Annotated in this window: 23 protein-coding genes and 1 pseudogene; 13 read left to right on the top strand and 11 right to left on the bottom strand. The window is 62.8% G+C overall.

Annotation, left to right across the window (positions count from 1 at the left end; all coding sequences use genetic code 11):
* Positions 1-33: 33 nt before the first annotated feature.
* Positions 34-1,116 (top strand): ABC transporter substrate-binding protein, encoded by a 1,083-nt coding sequence (locus NKJ26_RS20820; RefSeq protein WP_352696807.1) that lies wholly within the window; start codon positions 34-36, stop codon positions 1,114-1,116.
* The gene (locus NKJ26_RS20815) at positions 1,113-2,402 is read left to right on the top strand and encodes a flavin monoamine oxidase family protein (protein WP_352696805.1); all 1,290 of its coding nucleotides are present in this window, start codon (positions 1,113-1,115) and stop codon (positions 2,400-2,402) included. Before NKJ26_RS20820 ends, NKJ26_RS20815 begins: the two co-directional genes overlap by 4 nt.
* Before the next feature lie 46 nt (positions 2,403-2,448).
* Here NKJ26_RS20815 and NKJ26_RS20810 read toward each other — a convergent pair.
* Both NKJ26_RS20810 and NKJ26_RS20805 read right to left on the bottom strand, forming a co-directional pair.
* Positions 2,449-2,586, bottom strand: a pseudogene (locus tag NKJ26_RS20810) (Fe3+/spermidine/putrescine ABC transporter ATP-binding protein); the annotation flags it as partial.
* Between the two features lie 89 nt (positions 2,587-2,675).
* Positions 2,676-2,828 carry a hypothetical protein gene (locus tag NKJ26_RS20805; protein WP_352696803.1) on the bottom strand — a complete coding sequence of 51 codons (153 nt, stop codon included), beginning with the start codon at positions 2,826-2,828 and terminating at the stop codon, positions 2,676-2,678.
* Between NKJ26_RS20805 and NKJ26_RS20800 the strand changes: the two genes are divergently transcribed.
* Complete coding sequence (locus tag NKJ26_RS20800) at positions 2,827-4,248, top strand: aminotransferase (RefSeq protein ID WP_352696801.1); 1,422 nt, start codon at positions 2,827-2,829, stop codon at positions 4,246-4,248. The genes NKJ26_RS20805 and NKJ26_RS20800 overlap by 2 nt on opposite strands.
* A gap of 251 nt (positions 4,249-4,499) precedes the next feature.
* Here the strand turns inward: NKJ26_RS20800 and NKJ26_RS20795 are convergent, their stop codons facing one another.
* Positions 4,500-5,702 carry an aromatic ring-hydroxylating oxygenase subunit alpha gene (locus NKJ26_RS20795; protein WP_352696799.1) on the bottom strand — a complete coding sequence of 401 codons (1,203 nt, stop codon included), beginning with the start codon at positions 5,700-5,702 and terminating at the stop codon, positions 4,500-4,502.
* Between the two features lie 347 nt (positions 5,703-6,049).
* On the opposite strand from NKJ26_RS20795, the gene NKJ26_RS20790 reads away from it, so the two are divergent.
* Entirely contained in the window at positions 6,050-6,460 is a 411-nt protein-coding gene (locus NKJ26_RS20790) for a hypothetical protein (protein WP_352607130.1), read from the top strand.
* A gap of 119 nt (positions 6,461-6,579) precedes the next feature.
* Here NKJ26_RS20790 and NKJ26_RS20785 read toward each other — a convergent pair whose 3' ends face one another.
* On the bottom strand, positions 6,580-8,667 hold the full coding sequence (locus NKJ26_RS20785; protein ID WP_352696797.1) for a PAS domain S-box protein: 2,088 nt from the start codon (positions 8,665-8,667) through the stop codon (positions 6,580-6,582).
* Between the two features lie 65 nt (positions 8,668-8,732).
* Positions 8,733-9,506 carry a response regulator gene (locus NKJ26_RS20780; RefSeq protein ID WP_352696795.1) on the bottom strand — a complete coding sequence of 258 codons (774 nt, stop codon included), beginning with the start codon at positions 9,504-9,506 and terminating at the stop codon, positions 8,733-8,735.
* 45 nt (positions 9,507-9,551) lie between these two features.
* On the opposite strand from NKJ26_RS20780, the gene NKJ26_RS20775 reads away from it, so the two are divergent.
* The gene (locus tag NKJ26_RS20775; protein ID WP_352607124.1) at positions 9,552-10,238 is read left to right on the top strand and encodes a winged helix-turn-helix domain-containing protein; all 687 of its coding nucleotides are present in this window, start codon (positions 9,552-9,554) and stop codon (positions 10,236-10,238) included.
* Between the two features lie 69 nt (positions 10,239-10,307).
* On the opposite strand, the gene NKJ26_RS20770 is transcribed toward NKJ26_RS20775, so the two are convergent.
* Both NKJ26_RS20770 and NKJ26_RS20765 read right to left on the bottom strand, forming a co-directional pair.
* On the bottom strand, positions 10,308-10,475 hold the full coding sequence (locus tag NKJ26_RS20770; protein WP_352607122.1) for a hypothetical protein: 168 nt from the start codon (positions 10,473-10,475) through the stop codon (positions 10,308-10,310).
* A gap of 41 nt (positions 10,476-10,516) precedes the next feature.
* The gene (locus tag NKJ26_RS20765; RefSeq protein WP_352696793.1) at positions 10,517-10,849 is read right to left on the bottom strand and encodes a hypothetical protein; all 333 of its coding nucleotides are present in this window, start codon (positions 10,847-10,849) and stop codon (positions 10,517-10,519) included.
* Between the two features lie 347 nt (positions 10,850-11,196).
* Here NKJ26_RS20765 and NKJ26_RS20760 point away from each other — a divergent pair, with 347 nt between their 5' ends.
* Positions 11,197-11,655, top strand: coding sequence for a L,D-transpeptidase (locus NKJ26_RS20760; RefSeq protein ID WP_352696792.1), 459 nt, complete (start codon positions 11,197-11,199; stop codon positions 11,653-11,655).
* 133 nt (positions 11,656-11,788) lie between these two features.
* Here NKJ26_RS20760 and NKJ26_RS20755 read toward each other — a convergent pair whose 3' ends face one another.
* A complete protein-coding gene (locus tag NKJ26_RS20755; protein ID WP_352696791.1) occupies positions 11,789-14,872 on the bottom strand; it encodes an efflux RND transporter permease subunit in 3,084 nt (1,027 codons plus the stop codon).
* Positions 14,869-16,164, bottom strand: a complete 1,296-nt coding sequence (locus NKJ26_RS20750) for an efflux RND transporter periplasmic adaptor subunit (RefSeq protein ID WP_352696789.1) — start codon at positions 16,162-16,164, stop codon at positions 14,869-14,871. Before NKJ26_RS20750 ends, NKJ26_RS20755 begins: the two co-directional genes overlap by 4 nt.
* Positions 16,165-16,310: 146 nt before the next feature.
* Here NKJ26_RS20750 and NKJ26_RS20745 point away from each other — a divergent pair, with 146 nt between their 5' ends.
* Both NKJ26_RS20745 and NKJ26_RS20740 read left to right on the top strand, forming a co-directional pair.
* Positions 16,311-16,883, top strand: coding sequence for a TetR/AcrR family transcriptional regulator (locus NKJ26_RS20745; protein ID WP_352696787.1), 573 nt, complete (start codon positions 16,311-16,313; stop codon positions 16,881-16,883).
* A gap of 114 nt (positions 16,884-16,997) precedes the next feature.
* Positions 16,998-18,599, top strand: coding sequence for an inorganic phosphate transporter (locus NKJ26_RS20740; RefSeq protein ID WP_352696785.1), 1,602 nt, complete (start codon positions 16,998-17,000; stop codon positions 18,597-18,599).
* 344 nt (positions 18,600-18,943) lie between these two features.
* Here NKJ26_RS20740 and NKJ26_RS20735 read toward each other — a convergent pair whose 3' ends face one another.
* Together NKJ26_RS20735 and NKJ26_RS20730 are read right to left on the bottom strand one after the other, a co-directional pair.
* Positions 18,944-20,104, bottom strand: a complete 1,161-nt coding sequence (locus tag NKJ26_RS20735; RefSeq protein ID WP_352696783.1) for a patatin-like phospholipase family protein — start codon at positions 20,102-20,104, stop codon at positions 18,944-18,946.
* Positions 20,097-20,885, bottom strand: a complete 789-nt coding sequence (locus NKJ26_RS20730) for an acetoacetate decarboxylase (RefSeq protein WP_352696781.1) — start codon at positions 20,883-20,885, stop codon at positions 20,097-20,099. Before NKJ26_RS20730 ends, NKJ26_RS20735 begins: the two co-directional genes overlap by 8 nt.
* A gap of 247 nt (positions 20,886-21,132) precedes the next feature.
* Here NKJ26_RS20730 and NKJ26_RS20725 point away from each other — a divergent pair, with 247 nt between their 5' ends.
* The 5 genes from NKJ26_RS20725 (at position 21,133) to NKJ26_RS20705 (ending at position 26,357) form a co-directional block, all read left to right on the top strand.
* A complete protein-coding gene (locus NKJ26_RS20725; RefSeq protein WP_352696780.1) occupies positions 21,133-21,921 on the top strand; it encodes a 3-hydroxybutyrate dehydrogenase in 789 nt (262 codons plus the stop codon).
* Positions 21,922-21,993: 72 nt separating this feature from the next.
* Positions 21,994-22,761, top strand: a complete 768-nt coding sequence (locus NKJ26_RS20720) for a phosphodiesterase (RefSeq protein ID WP_352696778.1) — start codon at positions 21,994-21,996, stop codon at positions 22,759-22,761.
* 238 nt (positions 22,762-22,999) lie between these two features.
* The gene (locus NKJ26_RS20715; RefSeq protein ID WP_352696776.1) at positions 23,000-24,328 is read left to right on the top strand and encodes an NAD(P)H-dependent oxidoreductase; all 1,329 of its coding nucleotides are present in this window, start codon (positions 23,000-23,002) and stop codon (positions 24,326-24,328) included.
* Between the two features lie 2 nt (positions 24,329-24,330).
* Entirely contained in the window at positions 24,331-25,359 is a 1,029-nt protein-coding gene (locus NKJ26_RS20710; RefSeq protein ID WP_352605836.1) for a thiamine pyrophosphate-dependent dehydrogenase E1 component subunit alpha, read from the top strand.
* Positions 25,359-26,357 carry an alpha-ketoacid dehydrogenase subunit beta gene (locus NKJ26_RS20705; protein ID WP_352696774.1) on the top strand — a complete coding sequence of 333 codons (999 nt, stop codon included), beginning with the start codon at positions 25,359-25,361 and terminating at the stop codon, positions 26,355-26,357. Before NKJ26_RS20710 ends, NKJ26_RS20705 begins: the two co-directional genes overlap by 1 nt.
* Positions 26,358-26,360: the final 3 nt, after the last annotated feature.

Below are 26,360 nucleotides of genomic sequence, written 5' to 3'. Positions count from 1 at the left end.
GAAAACCAGGACACCACAGAGGATGGAACAGCGGTGAAGACACTGACCAGACGGCTGACATTGACCCTGGCGTTGGCTGGAACGTTAGCGGCTTCGGCTGCCGCGCTGGCCATGGCCGCCGACCAGGACCTGATCGTGTTCGATTGGTCCGGCTATGAAGACCCGAGCTTCCATCCGAAATATGTCGAGAAGAACGGCGACTCGCCCACATTCGCCTTCTTCGGTGACGAGGACGAAGCGTTCGAGAAGGTGCGCTCCGGCTTCAAGGCCGACCTTGGCCATCCCTGCTCGCAAAGCGTGGTGAAATGGCGCGAGGCTGGCCTGCTGCAGCCGCTCGACACGTCGAAGATACCAGGCTGGAGGGACCTCAATCCCGGCATCATGGCGATGAAGGATCTTGCTGCCACGTCGGACGGCAAGGCCTGGTTCATGCCCTGGGACTGGGGCAATACCCAGCTCACCTACAATTCCTCCAAGATCGACGAGAAGGACGTGCAGTCGCTGACGGCGTTCGCCGATCCGAAGTTCAAGGGCCGCGTGTCGATCGGCGACAATGTCGACGACGCCTATGCGCTGGCGAGCCTCGCCATCGGCCTCAAGGACTGGACAGAGATGACCGATGACCAGTTCAAGCAGGCGTCCGACTTCCTGCGCCAGGTGCACAAGAACGTCCGCTCCTACTGGACCGACACCACCGACGTCGTTCAGCTTTTGAGCGGCGGCGAGGTCGATCTCGCCTGGGCCTGGAACGATGCGACGGTGCAGTCGGTCGTGGCCGGCGTGCCGATCAAATCGAAGAAGGACACCAGCGAAGGCATTTCGACCTGGGTCTGCGGCTATGTGCTGTTCAAGGACGCGCCCGGCAATGTCGACAAGGCGTATGATTATCTGAACGCCGTCAACGATCCCGAAACCGCCAAGGTGCTGGTCAAGGACTGGGGCTATGGCCAGGCCAATGCCAAGGGCATGGCCGGCGTCGATCAAGCGGTCCTGAAGGAAAAAGGCTATGACGACGTGCAGAAATTCATCGACACGACGCTGTTCCAGTCGCCAGTGCCGTCGCAGCTCAAGCTCAAGATGATCGCCGAGTTCGAGAAGATCAAGGCCGGCTATTGAAGACCGGAACAGAAAGAACCGATGTCGTCATTGTCGGCGCCGGCTTCACCGGCCTGTCGGCGGCGCTTGAACTGAAGGCGGCCGGCATCGACTTCCTGTTGCTCGAAGCGCGCGACCGCGTCGGCGGGCGCGTCGAATCGAGGCAGAACGGGCTTGGCGAGCGCATCGACAGCGGCGGCCAGTTCCTGTGCGAGGACATGCCGGAGCTGATGGCGCTGATTGAGGCGCGGGGCAAGACCCTGGTCGAGGCTTACGTCGACGGCGCCTTCACCGCGCAGCCGGCGACGTCCGGCCGAGAGGCGGAACAAATCTATGCCGGTTCGATGGCGATCCGCCATCGCATGAATGCGATCGCGCCTGACGATCCCGATATTGCCGGCCTGACCGTTGCCGCCTGGCTCGAGCGGCAGGACGATGCCGACGAGGTCAAGGCTGTGTTTCGCTCGATGATCGAAGGCCTGTGGTGCCAAGCGCTGGAAAAGATGCCGCTCTGGCACCTGATCGACAATGACCGGCGCATCACCAACGAGGTGTCCGAGCTGCAGTATTTCGTGCGTGAAACCATGCATTCGCTGGCAGACGATCTGGCCGGAGATGTCGATGACCGATTGCGGCTGAACGCAGCCGTGACTGCGATCGAGCACGGGCCGGGTGGAGTTCGCCTGATATCGGCGGCGGGCACAATCGAAGCGCTGACGGTGTTGATTGCCGCGCCGCCGGTAATGGTTTCGAAACTGGCTTTCACGCCGCCGCTGCCGGCTGCGCTGGAGCAGGCCTTGGGCGTCTGGCAGAGCGGCGCCATCATCAAAGTGCTGGTGCGGTATCCCAAGGCCTTCTGGCGTGAGCGTGGCTTGAGCGGCATGGTGATGTGGCGTGACCTGCATGGGCTCTTCGCCTGCGACGTCAGCAAGGATGACAGTCACGCGGCACTGGTGGTCTTCATCGGCGGGCCGCTCGCCTTGCGCTGGCGCGAACTTGGCGACGCAGCCTTGCGCGCCGAAGTCACCGCAAGACTGACGCAAGCGCTTGGCCCGGAAGCGGCCGGCATCCTCGATCTCAGCTACCGCGACTGGACGGACGATCGCTGGAGCGGCGGGGCCTACGGCGATCTCATTGTCGATGTGACGGCTGTCGACGCCGAACCGACAATCCTGGCCGGTGCACCACCGCTGCATTTCGCCAGTTCAGAACTGTCGCCGTCCTTTCCGGGGTACATCGAAGGCGCTATCGTCGCCGGGCGCATCGCCGCGCGCAAGATCATCGCGGAGCGTCAAATTCCTGGTTGAGCATGATCTCCGGACAAACGGTTTCCGTTTGTCCAGAGATCATGCTCTAATCGGCCATCGCCACCAGCGCCTCGGGGGCATAGGCGAGGCGGATCGAGGTGCCGACCGGGATGTCGTCGGCACCGAAATCGTTGGTTTCGGTCACCGAAAGCGGCTTTTCCAGGCCTGGGATTTCGACGATCAGTTCCCAGTTTTATTCTTGGAGCGCGATCGACCCGCAAAACCGGTGATCGCTTCTGCTGATCGCGCTCCGAGCTTGCCGGCTTTCGTTCATCATGCGCGCATCCCCGGATTGAAATCAAGCGCTATTTCTGCAATATTGATTGAACGGACATTCAAAATGAAGCGAAGAAAGCCGGTATTCCGGTGCTTGGCATCCCACTTCGTGCCCGATGAGATTTTGTGAAGCAAGGACGAGGCGATCATGGCTGCTGCCAGAGATATGAAGGCGACCCGAATGCCCGGCGCGGAACCTGGCGATGCCGCCTTTGAACTGGCCAGGCGCCATCTCATCCAGCCTTGGCCATTCGCTGGTTTGGTCGGCGCCGAAGCGCGCGCGCTGATCGGCGAAGGCGATGGCATCTACATCACCGACAACACCGGCAAGCGGCTGATCGATGGGCCTGCCGGCATGTGGTGCGTCAATGTCGGCCACCGGCGCAAGGAACTCGCCGAGGTGATGTACGACCAGGCGATGGCGCTGTCCTACAACACGCCCTGGTACACGATGAACGCGCCTTCGGCCGAGCTTGCCAAGCGCATCGCCGGCCACGCGCCGGGCGATCTCAGCCACGTCTTCTTTACGACCGGCGGTTCTTCGGCCGTCGAGACGGCGCTGCGCTTCATGCAGTTCTACAACAATGTGCGCGGCCGGCCGGAGAAGAAGCTGATCCTGTCGCGGGGCGGCGCCTATCACGGCTCGACCTATCTGTCGGCCTCGCTTAACGGCCGCCCGCGTGACCGCGATTGGATGGACGGCGCCGACGAACTGGTGGTCAAGCTGTCTTCGCCCGATCCGTTCCGCCGGCCGCAAGGCATGGGCCTTGCCGCCTTCACCGATTTCCTCGTCGATCAATTCCGCGACACGGTCGCCCGTATCGGCGCCGACAGGATCGGCGCTTTCGTCGGCGAGCCGGTGCAGGCATCCGGCGGCGTCGTCGTGCCGCCTGACGGCTATCTCAAGCGCATTCGCGAGATCTGTCGCGACAACGACATCCTCTATGTTTCCGACGAGGTTGTGACGGCGTTCGGCCGGCTTGGCCATGTCTTTGCCTCCGGCGAAATGTTCGGAATCGATCCGGATATGATTACCTTCGCCAAGGGCGTCACCTCAGGCTATTTTCCGCTCGGCGGCGTCATCATTTCCGAACGCCTGCTGGAAGAGCTTCGCCGTTCGAACCATCCGGACGCGATGTTCGGTCATGGCCTGACCTACACCAGCCATCCCGTCGGCTGCGCCGTGGCGCTCAGGAATCTCGACCTTCTGGAACAGGGCGTGCTTGCCCATGCGCAGGCGGTCGCCCCCTATTTCCAAGCGCAGCTGAAGACGCTGGAAGAATTGCCGCTGGTGGGCGAGGTGCGCGGCCTCGGGCTGATGGGCTGCGTCGAGTGCGTCGCCGACCGCGAAAGCAAGGACCCGCTGCAGCTCGACAAGGATGTCGGAAAACGCATCGACGCGCATTGCCACGAGCTCGGCCTGCTGGTGCGGCCTCTGATCAACATGTGCGTGATGTCGCCGCCGCTGGTCATCACGCGCGAGCAGATCGACGACATGGTCGGCATTTTGCGCGAAGGCATTTCAAGGACGATGGACGATCTCAGGAAAGAGGGTGTGTGGCGGGGATAGTTCTCTTCTCCCCGTTCTACGGGGAGAAGGTGCCGGCAGGCGGATGAGGGGCGGGCTGACGTTGGTGATTGGCTGTGCATGAGGACTTCATCCGTCTGAGGTAATGATCTCACCGGCCAGCACAGCGCCGGCTTATATGATTTCAATCGAAGATAGCTTTCTGAGTTGAGCGCAAGCCAATCGCGAGGCGCTGGCGCCGCCCCTCATCCGCCCTTCGGGCACCTTCTCCCCGTGGAACGGGGAGAAGGGAGCTAGCCTCTCGACCTCAATGCGTCGTTCAAATTCCACATGTCCTTCTCCTCCGGCGCGGTCTCGAGGCCGAGCACCGGCAGCATCTTGCGCAGGTGGTCGTGGTGGGTGCGCACGCCGTATTCGAGGTCGGAGAGATAAAAGCCTTCAAAGGCCTCGGACAGCATGGACTCGTTCGACCACACCGAGAGCTGCACGTCTTCCGACATGGTGTCACGGTCGATGCGGAAGGAAAGGTAGCGGGCGGCTGCCTGTTCGCGGCTCTCGTCGCGGTAGCGGTAGATAGCGCCGCGCAGCAGGGTCTGCCCGGTCGATAGCGGAAATTCCTGATAGAACTGCACCGATTCCGGCATCACCGAAATGACCGCATTGGGGAAGATGCCGTAATAGACCCAGGCCTTTTTCAAATAGTCCGGCAGATGCGCCGGCTCGGGCGCGATCTTGACATAATTCTTGACGCTCCAGCGACGGCCGGCGTGCGGATTGTAGGTGGCGAAGGAGCGCGACACGCCATTGATGAACGGCTCGTCGAAATAGGTCGCGCCATAGAGATCCTGCAGCGCCGGATGCGCCATGGCGACGTGATAGCCCTCATTGTCGACATCGCGCACCGACTTCCAGTTGACCGGCGTCTTCTGGCTCCAGATACCCCAGGACGGCACCATGTCGGCGGCGTTGTAATGCGCGAATTCGGGCTCGATCGGCTTCATCAGCTCGGCGACCGACGGCTGCGGCCCGCCACTGCGGAAGCGGATGAAGATGAAGCCCATCCAGACTTCCAGGTCGAGCGGCATCAGTCCGAACTCGGTCTTGTCGAGGTCGGGAAAGGAGCGCGGGCGCGCGGCACCGCGCAGCGTGCCGTCGAGATTGTAGACCCAGCCATGGAACGGGCAGACCAGGGCGTTCTTGCAATTGCCTTGGCTGTCGGCAACGACGCGGCTGCCGCGATGGCGGCACATGTTGTTGAAGCCGCGCACGACGCCATCCTTGCCGCGCACGATCAGTGCGCGTTCGCCGACCACGTCCATGGTCAGGTAATCGCCGACATTGGGGATGTCCGAGACGTGTCCGACGATCTGCCAATGATTGCGAAAGACATGCTCTTTCTCAAGCTCGAGCAGGGCGTCGGAATGGTAACTCCAGCCCGGCAGTCCCCGCCGGTCCCAATCATTGGGGATCGCCACGTCACGCAGGTGCGGGTTCATGAAAGTCTCTTCTTGTTATTGAATGTCTATTCAATAAAAGCATATTTTTCATTGAAATGCAATGAGTTGCGGAAATCTGGCCGATTTCTAGAAGCAATCCATCGGTCGGCGATCACCGAAAATCGAGCGGCCGCCAGCAGAGAAAATCCTAGGGAATCCGGGAGTTAGTCCGGGTTCCGACGGCTCTGTTTCTGCTTGATTGCGGGGGCCAACATGCCGGCGAACCTTGACTGTCCGGCGTGTGTTTCAATCCGGTTACATCGCTTGGCTCGCGCCATCGTTGCGCCGTTACATGGCGCGATTAAGTTCATTTCATCAGAAAAAGAAAATCCACGAAGGGGATAGCGATGCATGCGAAAGTTCAGATCACCCGCAGCGACTGCCGACTCCAGGCTCCAGAGCGCGCTGACCGCCGCCCGAAACTGGCCCTGCGCCAACGCACAAGCGACCACCCGATGGCAATGTTCTTGGCGCTGGCTGCTTGCACCTTCGCCGGCATGGCGTTCACGCCGACGGTCGGCCCGGCCTTCGCTTCGCTTAATCCCCCGGCCAATATCGCCGAAGGCGCGATGACGACCACCCGGACCGCGCGCCTGCCGATGCCGGCGGTCGACTTTGCCTGCAAGGGGCAGGCCTGGGGCGCCGAGGGCGTGGATTGCCTGCGCGCCATCGCCCAGCAGTCGGGAACGCACAAGGCCCGCGCGATCCGCATGATCGCCAGTGCCGCGCCGCTGACCAACACGCCGAATATTTTCTGATTTCGTCGAAGCACGATCCCTAAAGTCGTTCCCACTGCGGGGATCATGCTGCAACCCCGAGCGCTTCCTCCAGGGCGCTCGCTTCGGCTCCCGCCGCGATATCGGCCGGGAGCCGTCTTTTATCCTTTCACAGCCGCCTGCTCGGCAATGGTGGACAGGACGCTTCGCACATCCAGCGTGCTGAACGGCTTTTCCAGGATCTGCGGCCGCTGCTGCGCCGGCAGCGCCTCGATCTCGGCCTTGGCGCCGATCAGGTCCCCGGTGACCAGCACGAAACGCCGCGCCAGCTCTGGCCTTTCGGCAAGCAACTCGCGATAGACCGATATGCCGCTGGTGCCGGGCATGCGCAGGTCCGAAAAGACGATGTCCGGCGGCATGTGGCCGTTTAAAGTGGCGCTGCTGGATTCCCAGATAGGCGCGATCCGCGACTTGATGCCCATCAATTCGAGAATGTCGGACAGCGAGCCGGCAACATCCGGCTCGTCGTCGATGATCAAGGCGTGGCGCAGGCCGCTCGATCGAGGCTGGCTCTCGCCGGCAGCGGCGATGCCGGCTGAAATGGCTGGCAATTGGACGACGAAACGCGCGCCTCGCGGCAGTACTTCCTCGAACCAGACATTGCCATTGTGCCGTTCGATGATCGATTTCGAGATCGACAGGCCGATGCCGGTGCCGACGCCGACCGGCTTGGTGGTGAAGTAGGATTCGAAGATACGGCCGCGGATCGCTTCCGGCACGCCCGGCCCATTGTCCTCGACCGAGAAGCCTGGGTTGCCCCGGTCGCCGCGGAACGTCCGCACCTTGATCAGCCGGTCGCCGGCAACACCGGCCAGCGCGTGCTGGCTGTTGATGAGGAAGTTGGCCGCGACCTGCGTCACGTGGTCGGCATCGGCCATGGCCAGCAGCGGGCCGGCAGCGAAATCCGTGTCGATGATGATGCCGCTTGATCGCGCGCCATAAGCGGTCACCTCGAGCGCGGCGCGGACCACCTGGTTGAGATCGGTCTCGGCCTGCGCCGCGGGATGCAGGCGCACCATCGACAGGAAGCTCTTGACGATGCGGCCGCAGCGCTCGGCCGCGGCGCGCACTTTCTCGGCGCGGACCTTGGTCTGCGGATCGGAAGCGAATTCGTGCAGCAGCGTGGATTGCGCGACCACCACTGCCAGCGGGTTGTTGAGTTCGTGCGAGACGCCGGCCAGCAGCGATCCCATCGCCGCCATCTTCTCGTTCTGGTGCAGCTTCTCGCGTTGCCGGTTGATCTCCTCCTCGGCACGCAGCTTGTCGCGCAGGTCACGGATGGAGCCGAAGATCAACTGGCGGTCGGCGACGCGCATCTCGGTCGCAGTCAGCTCGATCGGGAACACCTCGCCGGCCGCGTTCTGCGTCACTGTCTCCAGCCGTTGGCCGACCATCGGCGCGCCGCGGCCCGACATGTATTCGGCCCCCGAAACGTAACCCTTGCGGTAATAGATCGGCACGATGGTGTCGAGCAGGTCCTTGCCGAGAATGTCGCTGCGCTGGTAGCCGAACATCTTCTCTGCGGCCGGATTGAATTCGATGATCGAGCCGGTCTCGTCGATGACGACGATGGCGTCGAGCGAGGCCTGCAGCATGGTGCGGCGGATGACCTCGCTGGCATGGGCTTCGGAGGGGGAGCGTTCGATGGCGCCGCCGATGGCGAGCGCAATGATGTGCAGCGCGGCCTCTTCCTCGTCCGTCCACACGCGCTCGTCGACGCAGTCGTTGACGGCCAGCGTGCCCCACAGGTTGCCATGCGCGAAGACGGACACCGACAGGAAAGACTTGATGCTCTGCTTTTCGAAGTCGGTTCTCAGGAAGCCTTCGAGATCGCGCGTATGCCCGGCGAAGACCTTGCCTTGCCTTTCGTCCTCGGCCAGCCGCTCCAGCAGCGGATCGGAATTGACGATCGACTGCATGATGACGGTCGGCGATGCCAGTTCGCCGCCGAAACCGGAGTCGATCCAATAAGCGGCGACCGACTGGGCGAAACCCTGGCCTGGCAGCTCTCGAAGGCGGAACAGGATGCCGCGCTGGCACTCCATGGCGCGGCACAGCGTTTCCAGTATGCCGTCCATCTCGCGCTGCCAGTCGCCGGCCTCGCGCAGCCGGCGCACGACACGCACGGCCGCCATTGCCGCACCCTGCCTGGCGCCCTGCATATCCCTGCCTGCTGATTCAGCGGTCATCTTCAGCCGTCATTGCGCTGCCATGTTAATCCGCTCCGGGATCAGCATGGCACCTGGAAAGGAAGTCAGTTGCCGTCGCCGACCGGCAGCGAGAAGATGTAGCCTTCACCGCGGACCGTGCGCAGGAATTTCGGATTGGCCGGATCAGCCTCGATCTTCTTTCGGAGCCGCATGATGCGAATGTCGACCGCGCGCGACGATTCCGGATCCTCGGTGAAGCCGATCGCCTCGGAGATGGCGGCGCGCGTCAGCAGCCGGTTGGCGCGGCTCAGGAAAACCTCCAGCACGTCGAATTCGCTCTTGGCCATGTCGATCACCGCCCCGTTGGCGCCGGTGACCAGCCGGCCGTCGAGATCTGCCTGGAAAGGGCCGAAGACGACGGAGCGGCGGTCCGTGCCGGTTTTCTTGTCCACCAGTTCCATCGGCTGCGGGACACGGCGCAGAACGCTGCGGACCCTGGCCAGCAATTCGCGCAATTCATAGGGTTTGACGATGTAGTCGTCGGCGCCGAGCTCCAGCCCGACGATGCGGTCGAGCGCGGTGCCGGCGGCGGTCGCGTAGATGATGCCGATCGGGAGTTTCGAGCGCAGCCAGCGGCCGAGCGACAGGCCATCCTCGCCCGGCATGGCGATGTCGAGGATGGCCAGGTGGAAGGACTGCGTTTCGACCAGGCTGCGCGCGGCAGCAGCGGTTTCCGCGGTCGCCACATCATAACCCGCGGCACCGAGATATTCGGCAACCGCGTCCCTCAGGTCAGGCTCGTCCTCGACGATGACAATTCTTGCCCGCACGATGCCTTCGCTCCCACTTTCAGTGGAAAGTAGATTGGGTATAAACATGATGTCCAGCACTCATATCTGGTTGTCAGGGAACGGTTGAAAAATATGGCCGCACGAGCCGTCATCGCGCTTGTTTCCGTCGCCGAGGTGATCGCGACCGAACTCGCCGACCATCTCGAGCGGCGCGGCCATGACGTGCATCAGGCGTGCCAGCCCTGGGAAGCGGAATCGCTGTTGTCGGGCAAGGGTATCGATGTGGTCGTCGTCGGCGACAGCCTTAGCCAGGCGGAAGGGCGCGATCTGCTGAGGCGCCATGGCGGCGAGAATGGGCCGGATTTCATCCTGATCTGCCGGCCGGCCGACCTCGTCGACAAGGTGCTGGCGCTCGAACTCGGTGCGGCCGACGTCGTCGAAAGTCCACTCAATGTCAGGGAACTCGCCGCCCGTGTCGGCGGCCTTCTGTCGCGACGCGGCAGAGGCACCCAGGAATTGATCGTGCTGGAAAACGCGACCGTCGACCTGAGATCGGCCATGGTCATGCATCGTTCCGGCACCGAAGAGCAGCTTTCGCCGGGTCAGGTAGCGCTGCTCAGGCTGTTCCTGGCCAGCCCGCGCAAGGTGCTGACGCGTGACGACATCATCGCCGCCGCACCGGCCGAAAATGCCGACGCCTTCGATCGCTCGATCGATTCGCGCATCGTGCGGCTGCGCCGCAAACTCGACACCGAGACCATCACCACAATACGCGGCGCCGGCTACCGGTTCGATCCGCCGGTACAATTCAGCGACTGACGGCCGGATGCTCACGCTGTTTTTCCGGCTGAGCATCGGATTTCATTTGCGAGCCGATATTCCCCTCGCTCAGCGCACCACCAGCAATGACGGGCCCCATGGCATCTCGGTGCCCATGCTGAGTTCGCTTGCATGAGCACGGTCCCTGAAGAGCACGGAAGCAAGGCCGGCAAAGCCGAGCAGGCCCTGCGCATAAAGCAGTACGGAAAGCACCGAGGCTGCGAATTTTGTTTTCATCGTTCCAATCCTCAGAAATGAATGTGCTGCTGCGGGTCGCTTCAGGAAACTCCCGAAGTGCCCGCGCCGCCAGCGGAGCCCCCCGTCGCGGCGCGGGCCTTCGGTCCTCTCGGCAGCAAGATGCCGGAGGGGCCGCGCAATGCCAGCAGCCGAAGGCCAACCCGCCAGAGGGCCTTGAACCGGGCGATGCGCAGGCTGGAAACAATCCAGACCGTGGCGGAAAACAGGATGGCGTGCAGGGTCGAGATCTCGCTCGAGGTCATCGCCGCGAGCCGCGCCACGGAGCCGCCGGCAACCGTGCCGACACCGCCGATGACCGCTGCCGCGATGCTGATCCTGAGGAGCCAGGACCAAGTATTCGATTTCGTTCCCATGGCCGTTGCCGTCTGCTTTCGTTGCACCAACTCTGCTGGCGGCCTGTATCCACATCATGCCGCCCAAATCCGCGCTTTGTTGCAGATCGGTTTCGCAACGATCTTGGTCACTTTCAGTTAGTCGAACTCGAACTTTCGTTTTGAGGCGAGCAATTATGTTCTGGCGTTGGCTCCATCTAACCGAGGTCGACGGCGGCACCTCGATCCGGTGGCAGGAGGCACGATGTTAACCAGGGGAAACAGATTCGAAACACAAACGAGCATCTCACGAAATCTCTTCGAAACATGCCGGAGCGATAAGCCGCCATCGATTGGAGCCGGCCGAACCGGCAGACAGAGGGGACATCATGCACGCCACCATTTCCGCCAAGCTCATCAACATCGCCGCTGCCGCACTGACGGGCGCCGCACTTCTGTTCGGTGCGGGCACCGGCGCCCGCGCCGCCAATAAGATCGTGGCGCGCGTTTCGCTGTCGCAGCAGGTTATGGAAGTCTCGGTCGATGGCCGACCGACCTTCGCCTGGAAAGTCTCAACCGGCGACAAGGCGCATGTGACGCCGACCGGCTCATTCAAACCGACGCGCATGCATGAGATGTGGTATTCGAAAAAGTACGACAACGCTCCGATGCCGCATTCGGTCTTCTTCAGCGGCGGTTATGCGGTGCACGCCACCTACGCCATCAAGCGTCTCGGCCAACCGGCCTCACATGGCTGCGTGCGGCTGCACCCCGACAATGCCGCCGATTTCTACCAGCTTGTCGAGACCTTCGGGCCGACCAACACCAGCATCGTCATCGTCAAGTAGCAGGCTGTGATCGGGGCGTGCCGGCGCACGCTGCCGCGCCCTCGTCAAAGCTCCCGCCGGGAAGCTCCAGCGGTCGAGCCCAGCCAAAAAAGGCCGGAGACGGAAATCGTCACACATACTTTCCTGGATTGCCCTAGTCCTGCAATGCCGGCATCAGCTTGGGATCCGGCTTCTCGGCATGGTGCGGCAGGTCCTTGCTGGCGATGAAAGTGTAGAACATGGGCACGACGAAAAGCGTGAACATGGTGCCGACCAGGATGCCAGTGAAGATAACCAGGCCCATCGAATAGCGGGCCGCGGCACCGGCGCCGCTGGACGTGATCAGCGGCACCACGCCGAGTGCCATCGCCGCCGTGGTCATCAGGATCGGCCGCAGGCGGACCTTGGCCGAGGCGATGATGGCGTCATGCCGCCGCATGCCGTGGGCCTCGCGCTGCTGGTTGGCGAACTCGACCAGCAGGATGCCGTGTTTGGTGATCAGGCCGATCAGCGTGATCAGGCCGACCTGCGTGTAGATGTTGAGCGTACCGAGGCCCAGATTGAGCGGCACGATGGCGCCGAAGATCGACAGCGGCACCGCCATCATGATGATAAGCGGATCGCGGAAGCTCTCGAACTGCGCTGCCAGCACCAGATAGATGACGACAACGGCCGCGGCAAAGGCAATCAGGATCGTGTTGCCCTGTTCCTTCTCCTGTCTGGACTGGCCGGAATAGTCGATGAAGAAGGTGTCGGGCAGGCTCTCCCTGGCGATGTCTTCGAGGGCTTGCAATCCGTCGCCCGTGGTGACGCCGGGCAGCGGCAGCGCGGAAATCGTCGATGAATTCAGCTGGTTGAACTGCTCGATCGCGGCCGGCGCCGCATTGGTCGAAATCTTCACCACGGCCGACAGCGGCACCATCTCGCCCGTCACGCTGCGCACGAAATACTGGCCGAGCTTTTCGGGATTGTCACGGAACTGGCGCGGCACCTGCGGGATGATGTCGTAGCTGTTGGAGTCGCGGTCGAACTGCGCCACCTCGGCGCCGCCGACCAGCAGCGTCAGCGTGCGGCCGATATCGGCGATCGGCAGGTTGAGCGCCGCGGCGCGATCGCGGTCGATGGTCACCGTCACCTGCGGCGCGTCGTAGGCCATCGAATTCTGCACGACGATGAAGCGGCCGGAGGCCTGCGCCTTTTTCTTGATCTGCTCGGCCACCTCGTACACCTCGGAAGCTTCGCCGGTCGAGCGCACCACCATGGCGATGGGTAGGCCGCCGCCGGAACCCGGCAGCGTCGGAGGCGCAAAGACGAAGGCTTCGACACCCGCCACCTTGCCGATACGAGCCGTGATGTCGGCCTGCAGCTCCTTCGAATTGCGCTTGCGTTCCGCCCAATCCTTGAAGGCATAGCCGACGAAGGCGCTGTTCGTGGTGCCACTGAAGGCGACGGCAGAGAACTGCGCCCGTGTTTCCGGGATATCCTTCACCAGACCGAGAATCTGGTTCACGTATGTCTCGGTGTAATCGGAGGTCGCATAACGCGGCGCCGTCACAATCGAGAGCAGAAAGCCCTGATCCTCTTCCGGCGCCAGTTCGCTCGACGTCTTGGTGAACATGAAGCCGGTTACGCCGACAAGCGCCAGCACGATGAGCAGCGTCAGCGGCCGATAGTTTAACGAACCGGTGACAGCCCGCTCATAGACGTGCTCGACCCGCGCGAAAGTGCCGTCGACGATGCGCTGGAAACGGCCCGGCGTGCCGGACTTCAGGAGGCGCGCCGACATCATCGGGGTGATGGTGATGGCGATAACGCCCGACAGCACCACCGAGCCGGCCAGCGTGACGGCGAATTCGCGGAACAACGCGCCGGTGAGGCCACCGGTGAAGGCCAGCGGCGCGAACACGGCGGCCAGCGTCATCGTCATGGCGACGATGGCCGAGGCGATTTCGCGCATGCCGCTGAACGCCGCCTGCATCGGCGACATGTGGTCTTCCTCCATATGGCGGTGGATGTTCTCCACCACCACGATGGCGTCGTCGACGACAAGACCGATCGCCAGCACCATGGCGAGCAGCGACAGAAGGTTTATCGAATAACCCACCGCGAACAAAAGGAAACAGACGCCGATCAGGGACAGCGGGATGGTGACGATCGGCATCATTACCGAACGGAAGGAGCCAAGGAACAAAAGGATGACGACGACGACGATGGCAACAGCCTCGCCGATGGTCTTGAACACTTCTTCGATCGAGGCGCTGATCTGCTCCGTCGCGTCGTAGACGACCTCGATCGTCATGCCTTTCGGCAGCGTCTCCTGGATTTGCGGCACGAGCTTGGTGAGAGCCGCCGCCGTGGTCAGCGGATTGGCAGCAGGGGTCGGGAAGATGGCGAGGAAGGTGCCCGGCTTGCCGTTGAAGGAGACCCTGGTGTCGGTGTTTTCGGCGCCGAGTTCGACACGAGCGACATCGCGCAACCGCACCACATTGCCGTCGGTCGAGCGCAGCGGCAGCTCGGCGAAGGCCTCCGGGGTCTGCAGCGTCGAGCGCACGGTGATCGAGGAGACGACATATTCGTTCTCGGTGTTGCCGGGCGCCGACAGGAAGTTGGAATTGTCGATCGCGGACAGCACCTCGGCGGCCGTCACGCCGCGCGCGGCCAGCCTGATTGGGTCGATCCAGACGCGCATCGAATATTCCTGGGCGCCGAAGATCTGCACGTCGGCGACGCCCTCGACCGTCGACATGCGGGGCCTGATGACGCGCTCGATATACTCGGTCAGCTGCTCCTTCGTCATGTTCGGATTCTGCATCGAGATGTACATCATCGCGAACTGCTGGCCGGTGCCCTTGACGATGACGGGATCCTTGGAAGCGTCCGGCAAGGTGCCGCGCACGCCCTGGACTTTTGACAGCACCTCGGTCAGCGCGACGTCCGGGTTGGAACCGAGCTTCATCTGCACCGTCACGGTGCTGGAGGACGGGCGGCTCGACGAGGTGACGTAATCGATGTTCTCGGTCGAGGCGACGGCGCGCGCGATCGGGGCGGAAATGAAGCCCTGGATCAGGTCGGCGCTGGCGCCCGGATAGGCCGTCGTGATGGTGATCGCGGTTTCGTCAACCTTCGGATACTGCCGGATCGACAGGCCGAAAATGCCCTGGAAGCCCAGAAGCAGGATCATGCAGGCAAGGACCGTCGACAGGACGGGCCGGCGAATGAAGAGATCGGAAACGCTCATTGCTGGGCGGCCTGCTTGTTCGCCGATTTGGTCGGGTCGATGGTGTTGTCGACTTTGACGGACATGCCGTTGAAGAGGCGGTTCTGGCCTGCGGTGACAACCTCATCGCCAGCCTTGAGACCTTCGACGATCTCGACCATGCCGTCATTGCGGCGGCCAGGCTTGACGAATACCTGCGACAGGACCAGGGCGGGCTTCTCGCCTTCCGCGGCCGGCTTGGCTTGATCGGCAGCCGCCTTGTCCGCTGGTTTCGCCGCATCGGTCGCCGGTTTGGCCTCAACCGCGGGCTTGGCGTCCGCCGGCTTGTCGGTTGCCGCCGCGGCGGGCTTTTCTTCCGGCTTGGCCGGCTGCGCCTCGGCTGGCTTCGCCTGCTGCACCACGAATATGTAATCGCCATAGAGGCTGGTGGTCAGCGCCGTCTGCGGCAACGCCAGCACGTTCTGCTCCTCGGGCAATTCGACACGCACCTGCACGAACTGGCCAGGGGTCAGCTTGCCATCGGGATTGGCGACTTCCGCCCTGATGTTCACCAGCCGGCTGGACGGGTCGATCTTCGGGTCGATGCCGCGAATGGCGCCGGCAAACGGCATATCCCCAGTGCCCAGGCCCAGCCGTATCGTCTGGCCGATCTTGAGCAGCGGAAGCTGCTGTTCGGGGACCGAGAAATCGACCCGCATCGTTTCGAGATCCTGCAACGTCACCACGGCTGTGCCGGGCGCCAGATACTGGCCGATATCGATCTTCGGGATGCCCACCGTGCCGCCGAAAGGCGCAGTCAGCTGCTTCTGGTCGAGCACGGCCTGCAGCTTGGTGACCTGAGACGCAGAGGCCGAGGCCGCGGCGCGCGCCGTATCGAGCGTGCTGTCGGAACCGACGCCACGTTTCGTCAGCTCGAGTGCGCGGGCCAGCGATGTCTGGTCGAGCGCGGCCTGCGCCTTCTGCGCATCGAGATCGGCGCGCTCGACGCCCGCGTCGAGTTGCAGCAGGACCGCATTGTCCGCCACCTTCTGGTTGGCATGGAAAAGGATGTCCTTGACGATGCCGGTGGTCTCGACCGTCAGGTCGACACCGCGCACGGCCCTGACCGTGCCGATCGCCTCGACGCCTGGCGTCCAGCTCGACGGCCTGGCGACGGTCGTGGATACGGTCGCCGCCGGCGGCTTCATGGTGGCGAAATATTGCTTGATGCCGTTTTCGCGCAGGAAGTTGAAGCCGACAATGCCGCCGACCACGACGACCAGCACGAGCAGAACCAGGGCGATGATGGCAATACGGAGTATGCGCTTGAACAAGAAGGTCCCCTCAGTCGAAAATCCGGCGCGAAGCGCGGACATCGGGACTCATATCGACTGCGGGTCCCGATTTCAAATAATGGCGGACTTACTGTACCGTCTGGACGGTCTTGTCAATTGGGCCTAAGCTTGCGATGGGAGGCGCCATGAGAGCCCAACGAACGAACTCGCGCGAGAAAATTCTCGCCGCGGCGGCGCATGTCGCCCGGGAATCCGGGCCCGGCAGCCTGTCGCTGGATGCCGTCGCCAATCGCGCCGGCGTATCGAAGGGTGGACTGCTCTACAATTTCCCGACCAAGGCCAAGTTGATGCAGGGGCTGGTCGAGGAATATCTGCGTGAATTCGAAGAGGCGCTGGAGACGGCGCGCAAAAATGATGCCGGCGATGAAAGCCCGCTTGCCGCCTATATCAGGCTGTCGGCCGATGACTGCGAGGAATCGCAACCGTCGGCATCCTGGATCTTTTCGGCGATCGCCGAGGATCCCGATTTCATGACGCCGATAAAGACATTCAAGCGGCAACTCTTCGAGCGGCTGAAAGGCGAGACGCCGGATCTCAAGTCGATGCTGGTCTGTTATCTCGCCATCGAGGGGCTGCGCAGCATGAACCTCTTCGATTCGGATGTGCTGTCCAAAGACGAACGGCAGTTGCTGGTGTCCTCCTTGCTGGAAATCGCCGGTTCGCCCGATGTTGAACAAGCCTCCAAGAAGCGATCCTGACAGGCGTTTCACCCGGGCGCATTCCCGCACCATGCTCGACATCGTCACACAGGGTTCATCGTGCGGACCTAGCGTCCCTCCCGGTTCTTTGCTGCAATGCAAAAGGAGTGGGACATGGTGGATATCGTTTCTAGTGAGGCGGGCATTCCGAGACCGGATCATCCGCTTGAGCGGCCGGGCGGCGCCAAGTGGTTCCTGCCCGCCTTCGGCGTGCTGGTGCTGGCCGGCATCGTCTATGTCGGCTACGCGCTCAGCCAGGACCTGGCGGTGGCCAAGACCGTGCCGTGGATCCTGCTCGGCATCGCCTTGCTGATCGCGCTCGGCTTCGAATTCGTCAACGGCTTCCACGACACCGCGAATGCGGTGGCGACCGTCATCTACACGCGCTCGCTGCCGGCCGAATTCGCCGTCATGTGGTCGGGCGCCTTCAATTTTCTAGGGGTTCTTACGTCCAGCGGCGCGGTCGCCTTCGGCATCCTGTCGCTGCTGCCGGTCGAGCTCATCCTGCAGGTCGGTTCCTCCTCAGGTTTCGCCATGGTGTTCGCGCTGCTCGTCGCCGCGATCCTGTGGAACCTCGGCACCTGGTTCCTCGGCCTGCCGGCTTCGAGCTCGCACACGATGGTCGGTTCGATCATCGGCGTCGGCCTTGCCAACCAGTTCACGGCGCCGTCCGGCAGCGCCACCAGCGGCGTCGACTGGTCGCAGGCGACCAGTGTCGGCACGACCCTGCTGGTGTCGCCGATCATCGGCTTCTTCGCCGCCGCGATCCTGCTCTATGGGATGAAGCTCCTGGTCCGCAACCCGGCCCTTTATGAGGCGCCAAAGGGCAACGCGCCGCCGCCCTGGTGGATCCGCGCGCTGCTGATCTTCACCTGCACCGGCGTCAGCTTCGCGCACGGTTCCAACGACGGGCAGAAGGGCATGGGACTGATCATGCTGATCCTGATCGGCGTGGTGCCGACCGCCTATGCACTGAACCGCACGCCCGACGTCAATTATCTCGAAGCCTACAAATCGGCCTCGGTCAGCGTCGAGCAGGCGCTGGGCAAATATGCCAAGCCCGGTGTCATCGTCGCCGACGCCAAAGCGGCCGTTCAGGACGCGGTCCGCACCAGGACCTGGAGCGACCAGACGACAGTCGCCCTGCAGACCTACATCCACAACACGACCGCTTCGCTCCAGCCCTACGCTTCGGTCGAAACAGTGCCGACCGGTCTGGTCAGCAATGCCCGCAACGACATCTACCTGATCGGTGAGGCGCTCAAGCTGATCGACAAGAAGAAGCTGCTGCCGATGGAGGCTGCCGACCTCAAGGCGGTCACCCAGTACCACAAGGCCGTCGACAACGCGACGAAGTTCATCCCGCTGTGGGTGAAGATCGCCGTTGCCCTGGCGCTCGGCCTCGGCACGATGGTCGGCTGGAAGCGGATCGTCGTCACCGTCGGCGAAAAGATCGGCAAAAGCCATCTGACCTATGGCCAGGGAGCCGCGGCCGAACTCGTGGCGATGGTGACCATCGGCATGGCCGACCGGCTCGGTCTGCCGGTGTCGACGACCCATGTGCTGTCGTCGGGCGTCGCCGGAACGATGGCCGCTAATGGTTCAGGCCTGCAATGGTCGACCGTGCGCAACCTGCTATTGGCGTGGGTGCTGACCCTGCCGTGCTCGATCGCGCTCGCCTTCGTGCTGTTCATCGTCTTCCGCCAGGTCTTCTGAGTGGAGCAAGCAGGTTCAGAAAAGGCAGCGCCGGTGATCGGCGCTGCCTTTTTCTTTGAGGAGTACCGTGTTCAAGTCGGCAGATTTCGAGGAGGTATTCGCGTTTGTATTGACGCGGAACACACCTGCGAGATTGGCCGAAACACCCAAAGCTTCGTCATCCTGGGGCGAAGCAAGGAGCGCAGCGACGCGGCGCAGACCCTAGGATCCATGCCGGGACTCCGAAGCGTCACCACGGTCCAGAATTCTGCTTCGCTGCGTCCTTCGGCTAAGGTCGCGGCATGGATCCTTGGGTCTTCGCTCCGCTTCGCGTCGCTACGCCCAAGGATGACGAGATCAGGAAGCTACGTCGGGTCCTCGCGGTGCAGATCGTGGATCGAGACCCCCTCGGCATTGGTCGGCAGCGTCAGCCACTGGCGATGGCGCAAGGTGCGCTGCGTGTCCTCCAAGCCCATCTCCCAATGCTCGCGCATCGAGGTACCGGAGAATTCATAATCCTTGGCGTGACCTTCATAGCCTTTGTGCTGGTAGATGAGGTGCACGATGTTGACGATGCCGGCATCCGAGTAGTCCGCGATCAAGGCTTCCTCGGCCGGCGTCAGCTGTTCCTTCGGCACACGCTTCAGCGCATCGAGCAGGCGCATCTTAAGGCCATGGATGCGTTTGAAATTGTCGGTGTTCTGGCGCGTGCGGCTGGAATACATGATGTCCTTGTGGCGGGACAGCACGTCCGGCATGCTGCGCGGCAACACCCCGCGCGCGCTGAACAGGTCGACCTGGAACACCAGCGATGAACGGTCTTCTTCCTGATCGAGCAGATATTGCAGCGGCGTGTTGGAGACGATGCCGCCGTCCCAGTAATATTCGCCCTCGATGCGGACCGGCGGGAAGGCCGGCGGCAGCGCGCCGCTGGCCATGATGTGCTCCGGACCGATGCGCACCTTCTCAGTGTCGAAATAGACGAAGTTGCCGGTCCGGACGTTGACCGCGCCGACGCTCAGCCGCTTCTTGCCGTCGTTCAGCACATCGAAGTCGATCAGGCTCTCCAGCGTGTCCTTCAACTCGGCGGTATCATAGAAGCTAGTGGCACCCGCGGCGCCGGGCTGTTCGAACCAGGGATTGGGGTTGCGCGGCTTGAAGAAGCCAGGCTGGCCCATGGTCATCGTCATCCACGAGGAGGTGCGGTTGCGGATGTCGCGGTAGATGTCGCCTTCGGGCGTATATGACCAGATCTTGCGGCCCGAGATCGTCTGCCAGAACTGTTCGAGCCGCTGCAGGCGGCGGCTCGATTCATTGCCGGCGATGATCGAGGCGTTGATGGCGCCGATCGACACGCCAGACAGCCAAGTCGGTTCGCAACCGGCATCGGCCAACGCCTGATAGACCCCGGCCTGGTAGGCGCCCAGCGCGCCGCCACCCTGGAACACCAAAGCGATGCGGTCATACTGCGCCGAGATCTCCGCGATCGTGGCGGCGGCTTCCTTGTTTCGGTTGCGTTCAAGCACGAACTTTCTCCGGCTGGGTTGCGCTGGTTGCGAGCCGGCCGTGATCGGCAAGATAGTCGTGGACGACCTCGCCCAACCCGAGCGTCAGATCGGCTTTGAAGTGGACGGCCGAGACGATGTCGAGCACCGGCAGCTTGGCTACGTCGGCCATGACATGAGGCCTGAGATCGAGCGCGGCCGGCGCTGTCCAGGCTTCCTTCAGCGTCACATCGGTCAGGTAATAGCGCACCAGTTCGCAAATGCGTGGACTTCCGTCGACATGCGGAATGATCTTGATCAGGAAGTTGGGGGCGGCGAGCGAGGCGAGCACGGAATCGTGGTCGGCCTCGCGATGCTTGTAGCCCATCGTGCCGGTGGCGCACAGAACGCTGCCATAGTGCAGTGTGCCCACCACCACTTCGCCCTCATGCACGATCTTGGGGCTGGCGAGCTTTTTTGGGAAGCCCCAGAGCTCACGGCCGCCGGCGATGGGCGCGTCGTCGTCGAGATACATTGAATGGACATAGGCGCCGTGCTGGCCCTTGTACCTTACCGGGATGACCTGGCCGGTCTCGGTATAGTCGCCGAAGCCGGTCGAGTCTGGCATGCGGATGAATTCGTACTTGACCAGCGGCTCGTCGATCTCCAGCGGCGCCGGCACAACCGCCTCGAGCGCCTCGCGTGTCGTGCGATAGGTGATGATGATGTATTCTCGGTCGAAGAAACGATAGGGCCCCGGCGGGAAAGACGGGTTGGTGAGCGGCATCGCATAGGCACGCTTCACGACATCGGCGATTTCCAAGCTGCACCCCCAAAGGCTCTTTCAGGCAAAATTACTCAGGAAGGACCGCGCGAATGCGCAATCGATTGTGTTGCATGGCACCATGACACTGCCGTGTCAGCCCTGACGACCACGGCGTCACCCCCGGCGAGAGCCCGTGCCGGCCCGGTCGTCTGGCTGTAATCGCATCGACATATGGCTCTGGCATTGTCATGCTGCGACGCACAAATATATCGTCACCTTCCCTTCCATTTCTCGAGAGATCGCCATGGCTTCCCTGTCTTCGAAAAACGCCCTCGTCACCGGCTCGACCAGCGGTATCGGCCTGGCCATAGCCCGTGCCTTCGCCGCCGAAGGGGCAAACGTCACCATCAACGGTCTTGGCGATCCGGCGGCAATCGAGCAGGAGCGCGCCGGTATCGAGAAGGATTTCGGCGTCAAGTGCCGCTACTCCGATGCCAACATGATGGACGGCGCGGCGGTCAGCGCCATGGTGCACGAGGCAGAAGCCGCGTTCGGCAGTCTCGATATCCTGGTCAACAATGCCGGCATCCAGCATGTCGCGCCGATCGAGGAATTCCCTGACGACAAGTGGGAAGCCATCATCCGCATCAACCTGCTGGCCGCCTTCTACGCCATCAAGGCGGCGCTGCCGGGCATGAAGGCGCGCAAATGGGGCCGCATCATCAATACGGCTTCCGCGCACGCGCTGGTCGCCTCGCCGTTCAAGTCCGCCTATGTCGCGGCCAAGCACGGCATATCAGGCCTGACCAAGACCGTGGCGCTGGAGGCCGCGCTTGACGGCGTCACCGTCAACTCGATCGCGCCGGGCTATGTCTGGACGCCGCTGGTCGAAAAGCAGATCCCCGACACGATGAAGGCGCGCGGCATGACCGAAGAGCAGGTCAAGCACGATGTGATGCTGGCGGCCCAGCCGACCAAGGAATTCGTCACCGTTGAGGAGCTTGCCGCACTCGCGCTCTTCCTGTGCTCGGATTCGGCCAGGCAGATCACCGGCACGACCTTGCCGATGGACGGCGGCTGGACGGCGCAGTAGAGGATTGGCTGGGGTGATCGGTTTGCCGGCTGGTGCCGACGAGCGCCAGCAGGAAAACATTGCGTCACGGCCATGAAAATCATCCAGCTATCCGATCCGCATCTGATGACGCCGGGCGGTCTTCTGTACGGCTCGGATCCCCTGGCAAGACTGGAAGCCTGCCTTGCCGATATCGGCAAGAACCATGCCGATGCCGATCTGGTGGTGATATCAGGTGATCTCACCAATGACGGCGAGCGTGCCGCGTACGCAGCGCTGAGGGAAAAATTGACGGAGTTCGGTCCGCCCTGGCGGCTGATGCTCGGCAACCATGACGACCGGGCGCTTTTCCTCGAGATGTTCCCGGAAGCGGCTGCTGAGCGCGGTTTCGTGCAGAGCGTGGTCGACGGCAGCGAGGGCCGCCTTGTCCTGCTCGACACGCTGGACAGCGGGCATGTCGAAGGCAGGCTGTGCGAGGCGCGTCTCGAATGGCTGGATGAAAGGCTGCAAGAGGCGCAGGACCGGTCGGTCCTCCTGTTCATGCACCACCCGCCGTTCCGGATACACATGCCGGTGCTCGACGAGGTCAGGCTGGCCGACGCCGATGCCTTTCATGAGATACTCCAGCGTCACGGCAATGTCCGTCATATCTTCGCCGGACATGTTCATCGGCTGATCGCCGGCAGCTGGCGTGGTATTCCCGTCAGCACGCTGCGCAGCACCAACCACCAGAGCGCGCTCGATTTCTCTCAGAGCTGGAGCCTGGGGCACGAGCCGCCCGCCTATGCCGTGATCCTGATCGATGCGGATGGAGTGATCGTCCATTTCCAGGATTTTCCAATCGGCGCGGCCGGTGACTGACCGGGTTGCGCAGTTTCTCCGTTCCGAAGAAGGTCGACGGTCGTGATAAGGTGCCTGTCGCGGCCGGTGGCTGTCTGTCCCGCACCGCGGCTGCCATTGCCCCCTTTTGGCCCGCGACAGGGCCTCCGCGAAAGTGCGCTAAAAGCACCCGGATTTGGACATTAGTCTTGACAGAAATACAGATGTTCAATACCCGTCAAGCAATTGAACAGCCTGCAAAGTGGGAGGAATGAGCGCTATGGCTTCCAATGTTTCGCTGACGGGTCTTGCCCGCGATCTTGAGGAACGTGCCAAGTCGGGCAAGCCTATCCGCATCGGTTTGATAGGCTCCGGCGAGATGGGAACCGATATCGTCACCCGCGTCGCCCATATGTCCGGCATCGAGATCGGCGCCATCTCCGAACTGAACCTGCCCGCGGCCAGCAAGGCGGTGGATATCGCCTTCCAGGAGACCGGACATGCGCGCGAGGTGTCGAACGCTTCCGCGATGACGGCGGCGATGGAAGCCGGCAAGATCGCGGTCACCAACGACTCCAGCCTGGTCATCAACAATGACCTGATCGACGTCGTCATCGATGCAACCGGCGTTCCCGCCGTCGGCGCCGAGATCGGCTTGCGCGCCATGGAGCACGGCAAGCATCTGGTGATGATGAACGTCGAGGCCGACGTCACCATCGGCGCCTATCTGAAGAGCGAGGCCGACCGGCTCGGCGTCACCTATTCGCTGGGTGCGGGCGACGAGCCATCCTCCTGCATGGAACTGATTGAATTCGTCTCGGCGATGGGCCATCCGATCGTCGCCGCGGGCAAGGGCAAGAACAATCCACTCAACATCGATGCCACGCCGCCTGCCTATGAGGAGGAAGCCCAGCGCCGGCACATGAATGTGCGCATGCTGGTCGAATTCGTCGACGGCTCCAAGACCATGGTCGAGATGGCGGCGATCGCCAACGCCACCGGTCTTGTCCCCGACAAGGCGGGCATGCACGGCCCGGCGGCGACGCTCGGCGAACTCTCGAAAGTCCTCGTGCCGCAGAAGGACGGCGGCGTGCTGTCGAGGGTCGGCGTCGTCGACTATTCGATCGGCAAGGGTGTCGCGCCCGGTGTCTTCGTGGTCGCGGACATGTCGCATCCGCGCATCTCGGAGCGCATGGAAGATTTGAAGATGGGCAAGGGCCCGTACTTCACATTCCATCGTCCCTATCATTTGACGTCGCTGGAAGTGCCGCTGACATGCGCCCGCGTCGTGCTCTACGGCAAGGCCGACATGGTGCCGCTGGCCAAGCCCGTGGCCGAAGTCTGCGCCGTGGCCAAGAAGGATATGAAGCCCGGCGAGAAGCTCGATGCGATCGGCGAATATTGCTACCGCGCCTGGATCATGACGGCGCCGGAAGCGCATGCCGCCAAGGCCATTCCCTGCGGCCTGCTGCAAGGCGGCTCGGTAACCGCGCCGATCAAGAAGGGCGAGCTCATCACCTATGCCAACGCGGCGCCTGCGCCGGGATCCAAGATTGCCGAACTGCGCGCGCGCCAGGACAAACTCGTCTACGGTACCGTGGGAGCCTGATCATGGCCGCAGCCAGCAAAGCCGTGGCGGACAGTCGCGCCAACCTGCCCTTCGTCTATCGCCAGTACAGCGCCGAGCAGCTCAGAGAGGTGCTCCATAAGATGTACCTCATCCGCCGCTTCGAAGAGGGCGCGGAGGAGTGCTACACGCGCGGCCTCATCCACGGCACCATGCACCTGTCGATCGGCCAGGAAGCCAGCGCCATGGGCATCTGCATGCCGCTCGGCGAGGATGACCAGATCACCTCGACACATCGCGGCCATGGCCACTGCATAGCCAAGGGCGCCGAGGTCAAGCGCATGTTCGCCGAGTTCTTCGGCAAGACAACCGGCTATTGCAAGGGCCGCGGCGGTTCGATGCACATCGCCGATGTCGGCAAGGGCAATCTCGGCGCCAACGGCATCGTCGGCGGCGGCATTCCGATTGCGGTCGGGGCGGCACTCTCCGCCAAGATGATGAAGACCGGCAAGGTCGTCGTCTCGTTCTTCGGCGACGGCGCCAACAATGAAGGCGCTTTCCACGAAGCGCTGAACATGGCGGCGGTCTGGAAGCTGCCGGTGATCTTCGTTTGCGAGAACAACGGCTACGGCATGTCGACATCGACGGCCCGCTCGACCGCGGTCAAGAACATCGCCGATCGCGCCGCCGCCTATTCGATGCCCGGCGTCGTCGTCAACGGCAACATTTTTTCGGAGGTCGCCGAGGCCTCCTACAAGGCTATCGAACGTGCGCGCGCGGGCGAGGGACCGACGCTGATCGAATCCAAGACCTATCGCCATCGCGGTCATTCCAAGAGCGACCGCAACCGCTATCGCACCAAGGAAGAGATCGAGGATTGGATGTCGAACCGCGATCCGATCACCCTGTTCGAAAGCGAGCTGCGCGAATTCGGCTTCGTCGACGACAAGGGCATCGAAGCCATTCGCGAAGCCGTGGCGCAGGAGATCGCCGACGGTATCGAATTCGCCAAGGCGAGCCCGTCACCGGACGTTCGCGACACTGGAAATTATGTCTACACGGAGCAGGCGTGATGGACGCGATGGTGCGTGAACTGAGCTACGCCCAGGCGATCCAGGAAGCCATGGCGATCGCCATGGACATGGACGAGCGCGTTTTCCTGATGGGTGAGGATATCGGCGTCTATGGCGGTGCCTTCCAGGTGACCGGCGATCTGGTCGAGCGCTACGGCAGCGATCGGGTTATGGACACCCCGATCTCGGAGCTGGGCGGTGCGGGCGTCGCCGTGGGTGCTGCCCTCACCGGCATGCGGCCGATCTTCGAGTTCCAGTTTTCCGATTTTGCGACGCTGGCCATGGAGCAGATCGTCAACCAGGCGGCGAAGATGCGCTTCATGCTGGGCGGCGAGGTTTCGGTTCCCGTGGTGATGCGCTTTCCGGCCGGCTCCGGCACCGGGGCCGCGGCCCAGCACAGCCAAAGCCTGGAGGCCTGGCTTGGCCATGTGCCCGGCCTGAAAGTCATCCAGCCGGCGACGCCTTATGACGCCAAGGGCATGCTTCTGGCGGCGGTCGCCGATCCCGATCCGGTGATGATCTTCGAGCATAAGCTGCTCTACAAAGTGAAGGGACCGGTGCCCGAAGGCTATTACACCGTGCCGATCGGCAAGGCCGACATCCGCCGCGAAGGCCGCGACCTGACCATCGTTGCCACTTCGATCATGGTGCAGAAGGCGCTCGACGCGGCGGCGGCGCTAGAGTCCGAAGGCATCGATATCGAAGTCGTCGACCTCCGGACCATCCGGCCGATGGACAAGCAGACCGTCATCGACAGCGTCAAGAAGACGTCGCGGCTGCTTTGCGTCTACGAGGCCGTCAAGACGCTCGGTATCGGCGCCGAGATCAGCGCCATGATCGCCGAGAGCGAGGCCTTCGATTATCTCGACGCGCCGATCGTGCGGCTGGGCGGCGCGGAGACGCCGATCCCCTATAATCCGGAGCTGGAAAAGGCCGTTGTGCCGCAGGTTCCCGACATCATCACCGCCGCACGCGACCTCGTGAAAGGGGTTCGCTGAGCA

Source organism: Mesorhizobium sp. M0152, from assembly GCF_040322415.1.
Taxonomy (GTDB): domain Bacteria; phylum Pseudomonadota; class Alphaproteobacteria; order Rhizobiales; family Rhizobiaceae; genus Mesorhizobium.
The sequence above is the reverse complement of the archived record's forward strand: the minus strand, read 5'-3'. Positions and strand labels throughout refer to the sequence as shown.

Bases quoted from the DNA above. Each gene is read 5' to 3' on its own strand.
- NKJ26_RS20800 (WP_352696801.1), top strand. From the start codon at position 2,827: ATGGCTGCTGCCAGAGATATGAAGGCGACCCGAATGCCCGGCGCGGAA.
- NKJ26_RS20805 (WP_352696803.1), bottom strand. From the start codon at position 2,828: ATGATCGCCTCGTCCTTGCTTCACAAAATCTCATCGGGCACGAAGTGG.
- NKJ26_RS20795 (WP_352696799.1), bottom strand. From the start codon at position 5,702: ATGAACCCGCACCTGCGTGACGTGGCGATCCCCAATGATTGGGACCGG.
- NKJ26_RS20790 (WP_352607130.1), top strand. From the start codon at position 6,050: ATGCATGCGAAAGTTCAGATCACCCGCAGCGACTGCCGACTCCAGGCT.
- NKJ26_RS20785 (WP_352696797.1), bottom strand. From the start codon at position 8,667: ATGACCGCTGAATCAGCAGGCAGGGATATGCAGGGCGCCAGGCAGGGT.
- NKJ26_RS20780 (WP_352696795.1), bottom strand. From the start codon at position 9,506: ATGTTTATACCCAATCTACTTTCCACTGAAAGTGGGAGCGAAGGCATC.
- NKJ26_RS20775 (WP_352607124.1), top strand. From the start codon at position 9,552: ATGGCCGCACGAGCCGTCATCGCGCTTGTTTCCGTCGCCGAGGTGATC.
- NKJ26_RS20770 (WP_352607122.1), bottom strand. From the start codon at position 10,475: ATGAAAACAAAATTCGCAGCCTCGGTGCTTTCCGTACTGCTTTATGCG.
- NKJ26_RS20765 (WP_352696793.1), bottom strand. From the start codon at position 10,849: ATGGGAACGAAATCGAATACTTGGTCCTGGCTCCTCAGGATCAGCATC.
- NKJ26_RS20760 (WP_352696792.1), top strand. From the start codon at position 11,197: ATGCACGCCACCATTTCCGCCAAGCTCATCAACATCGCCGCTGCCGCA.
- NKJ26_RS20755 (WP_352696791.1), bottom strand. From the start codon at position 14,872: ATGAGCGTTTCCGATCTCTTCATTCGCCGGCCCGTCCTGTCGACGGTC.
- NKJ26_RS20745 (WP_352696787.1), top strand. From the start codon at position 16,311: ATGAGAGCCCAACGAACGAACTCGCGCGAGAAAATTCTCGCCGCGGCG.
- NKJ26_RS20740 (WP_352696785.1), top strand. From the start codon at position 16,998: ATGGTGGATATCGTTTCTAGTGAGGCGGGCATTCCGAGACCGGATCAT.
- NKJ26_RS20725 (WP_352696780.1), top strand. From the start codon at position 21,133: ATGGCTTCCCTGTCTTCGAAAAACGCCCTCGTCACCGGCTCGACCAGC.
- NKJ26_RS20720 (WP_352696778.1), top strand. From the start codon at position 21,994: ATGAAAATCATCCAGCTATCCGATCCGCATCTGATGACGCCGGGCGGT.
- NKJ26_RS20715 (WP_352696776.1), top strand. From the start codon at position 23,000: ATGGCTTCCAATGTTTCGCTGACGGGTCTTGCCCGCGATCTTGAGGAA.
- NKJ26_RS20710 (WP_352605836.1), top strand. From the start codon at position 24,331: ATGGCCGCAGCCAGCAAAGCCGTGGCGGACAGTCGCGCCAACCTGCCC.
- NKJ26_RS20705 (WP_352696774.1), top strand. From the start codon at position 25,359: ATGGACGCGATGGTGCGTGAACTGAGCTACGCCCAGGCGATCCAGGAA.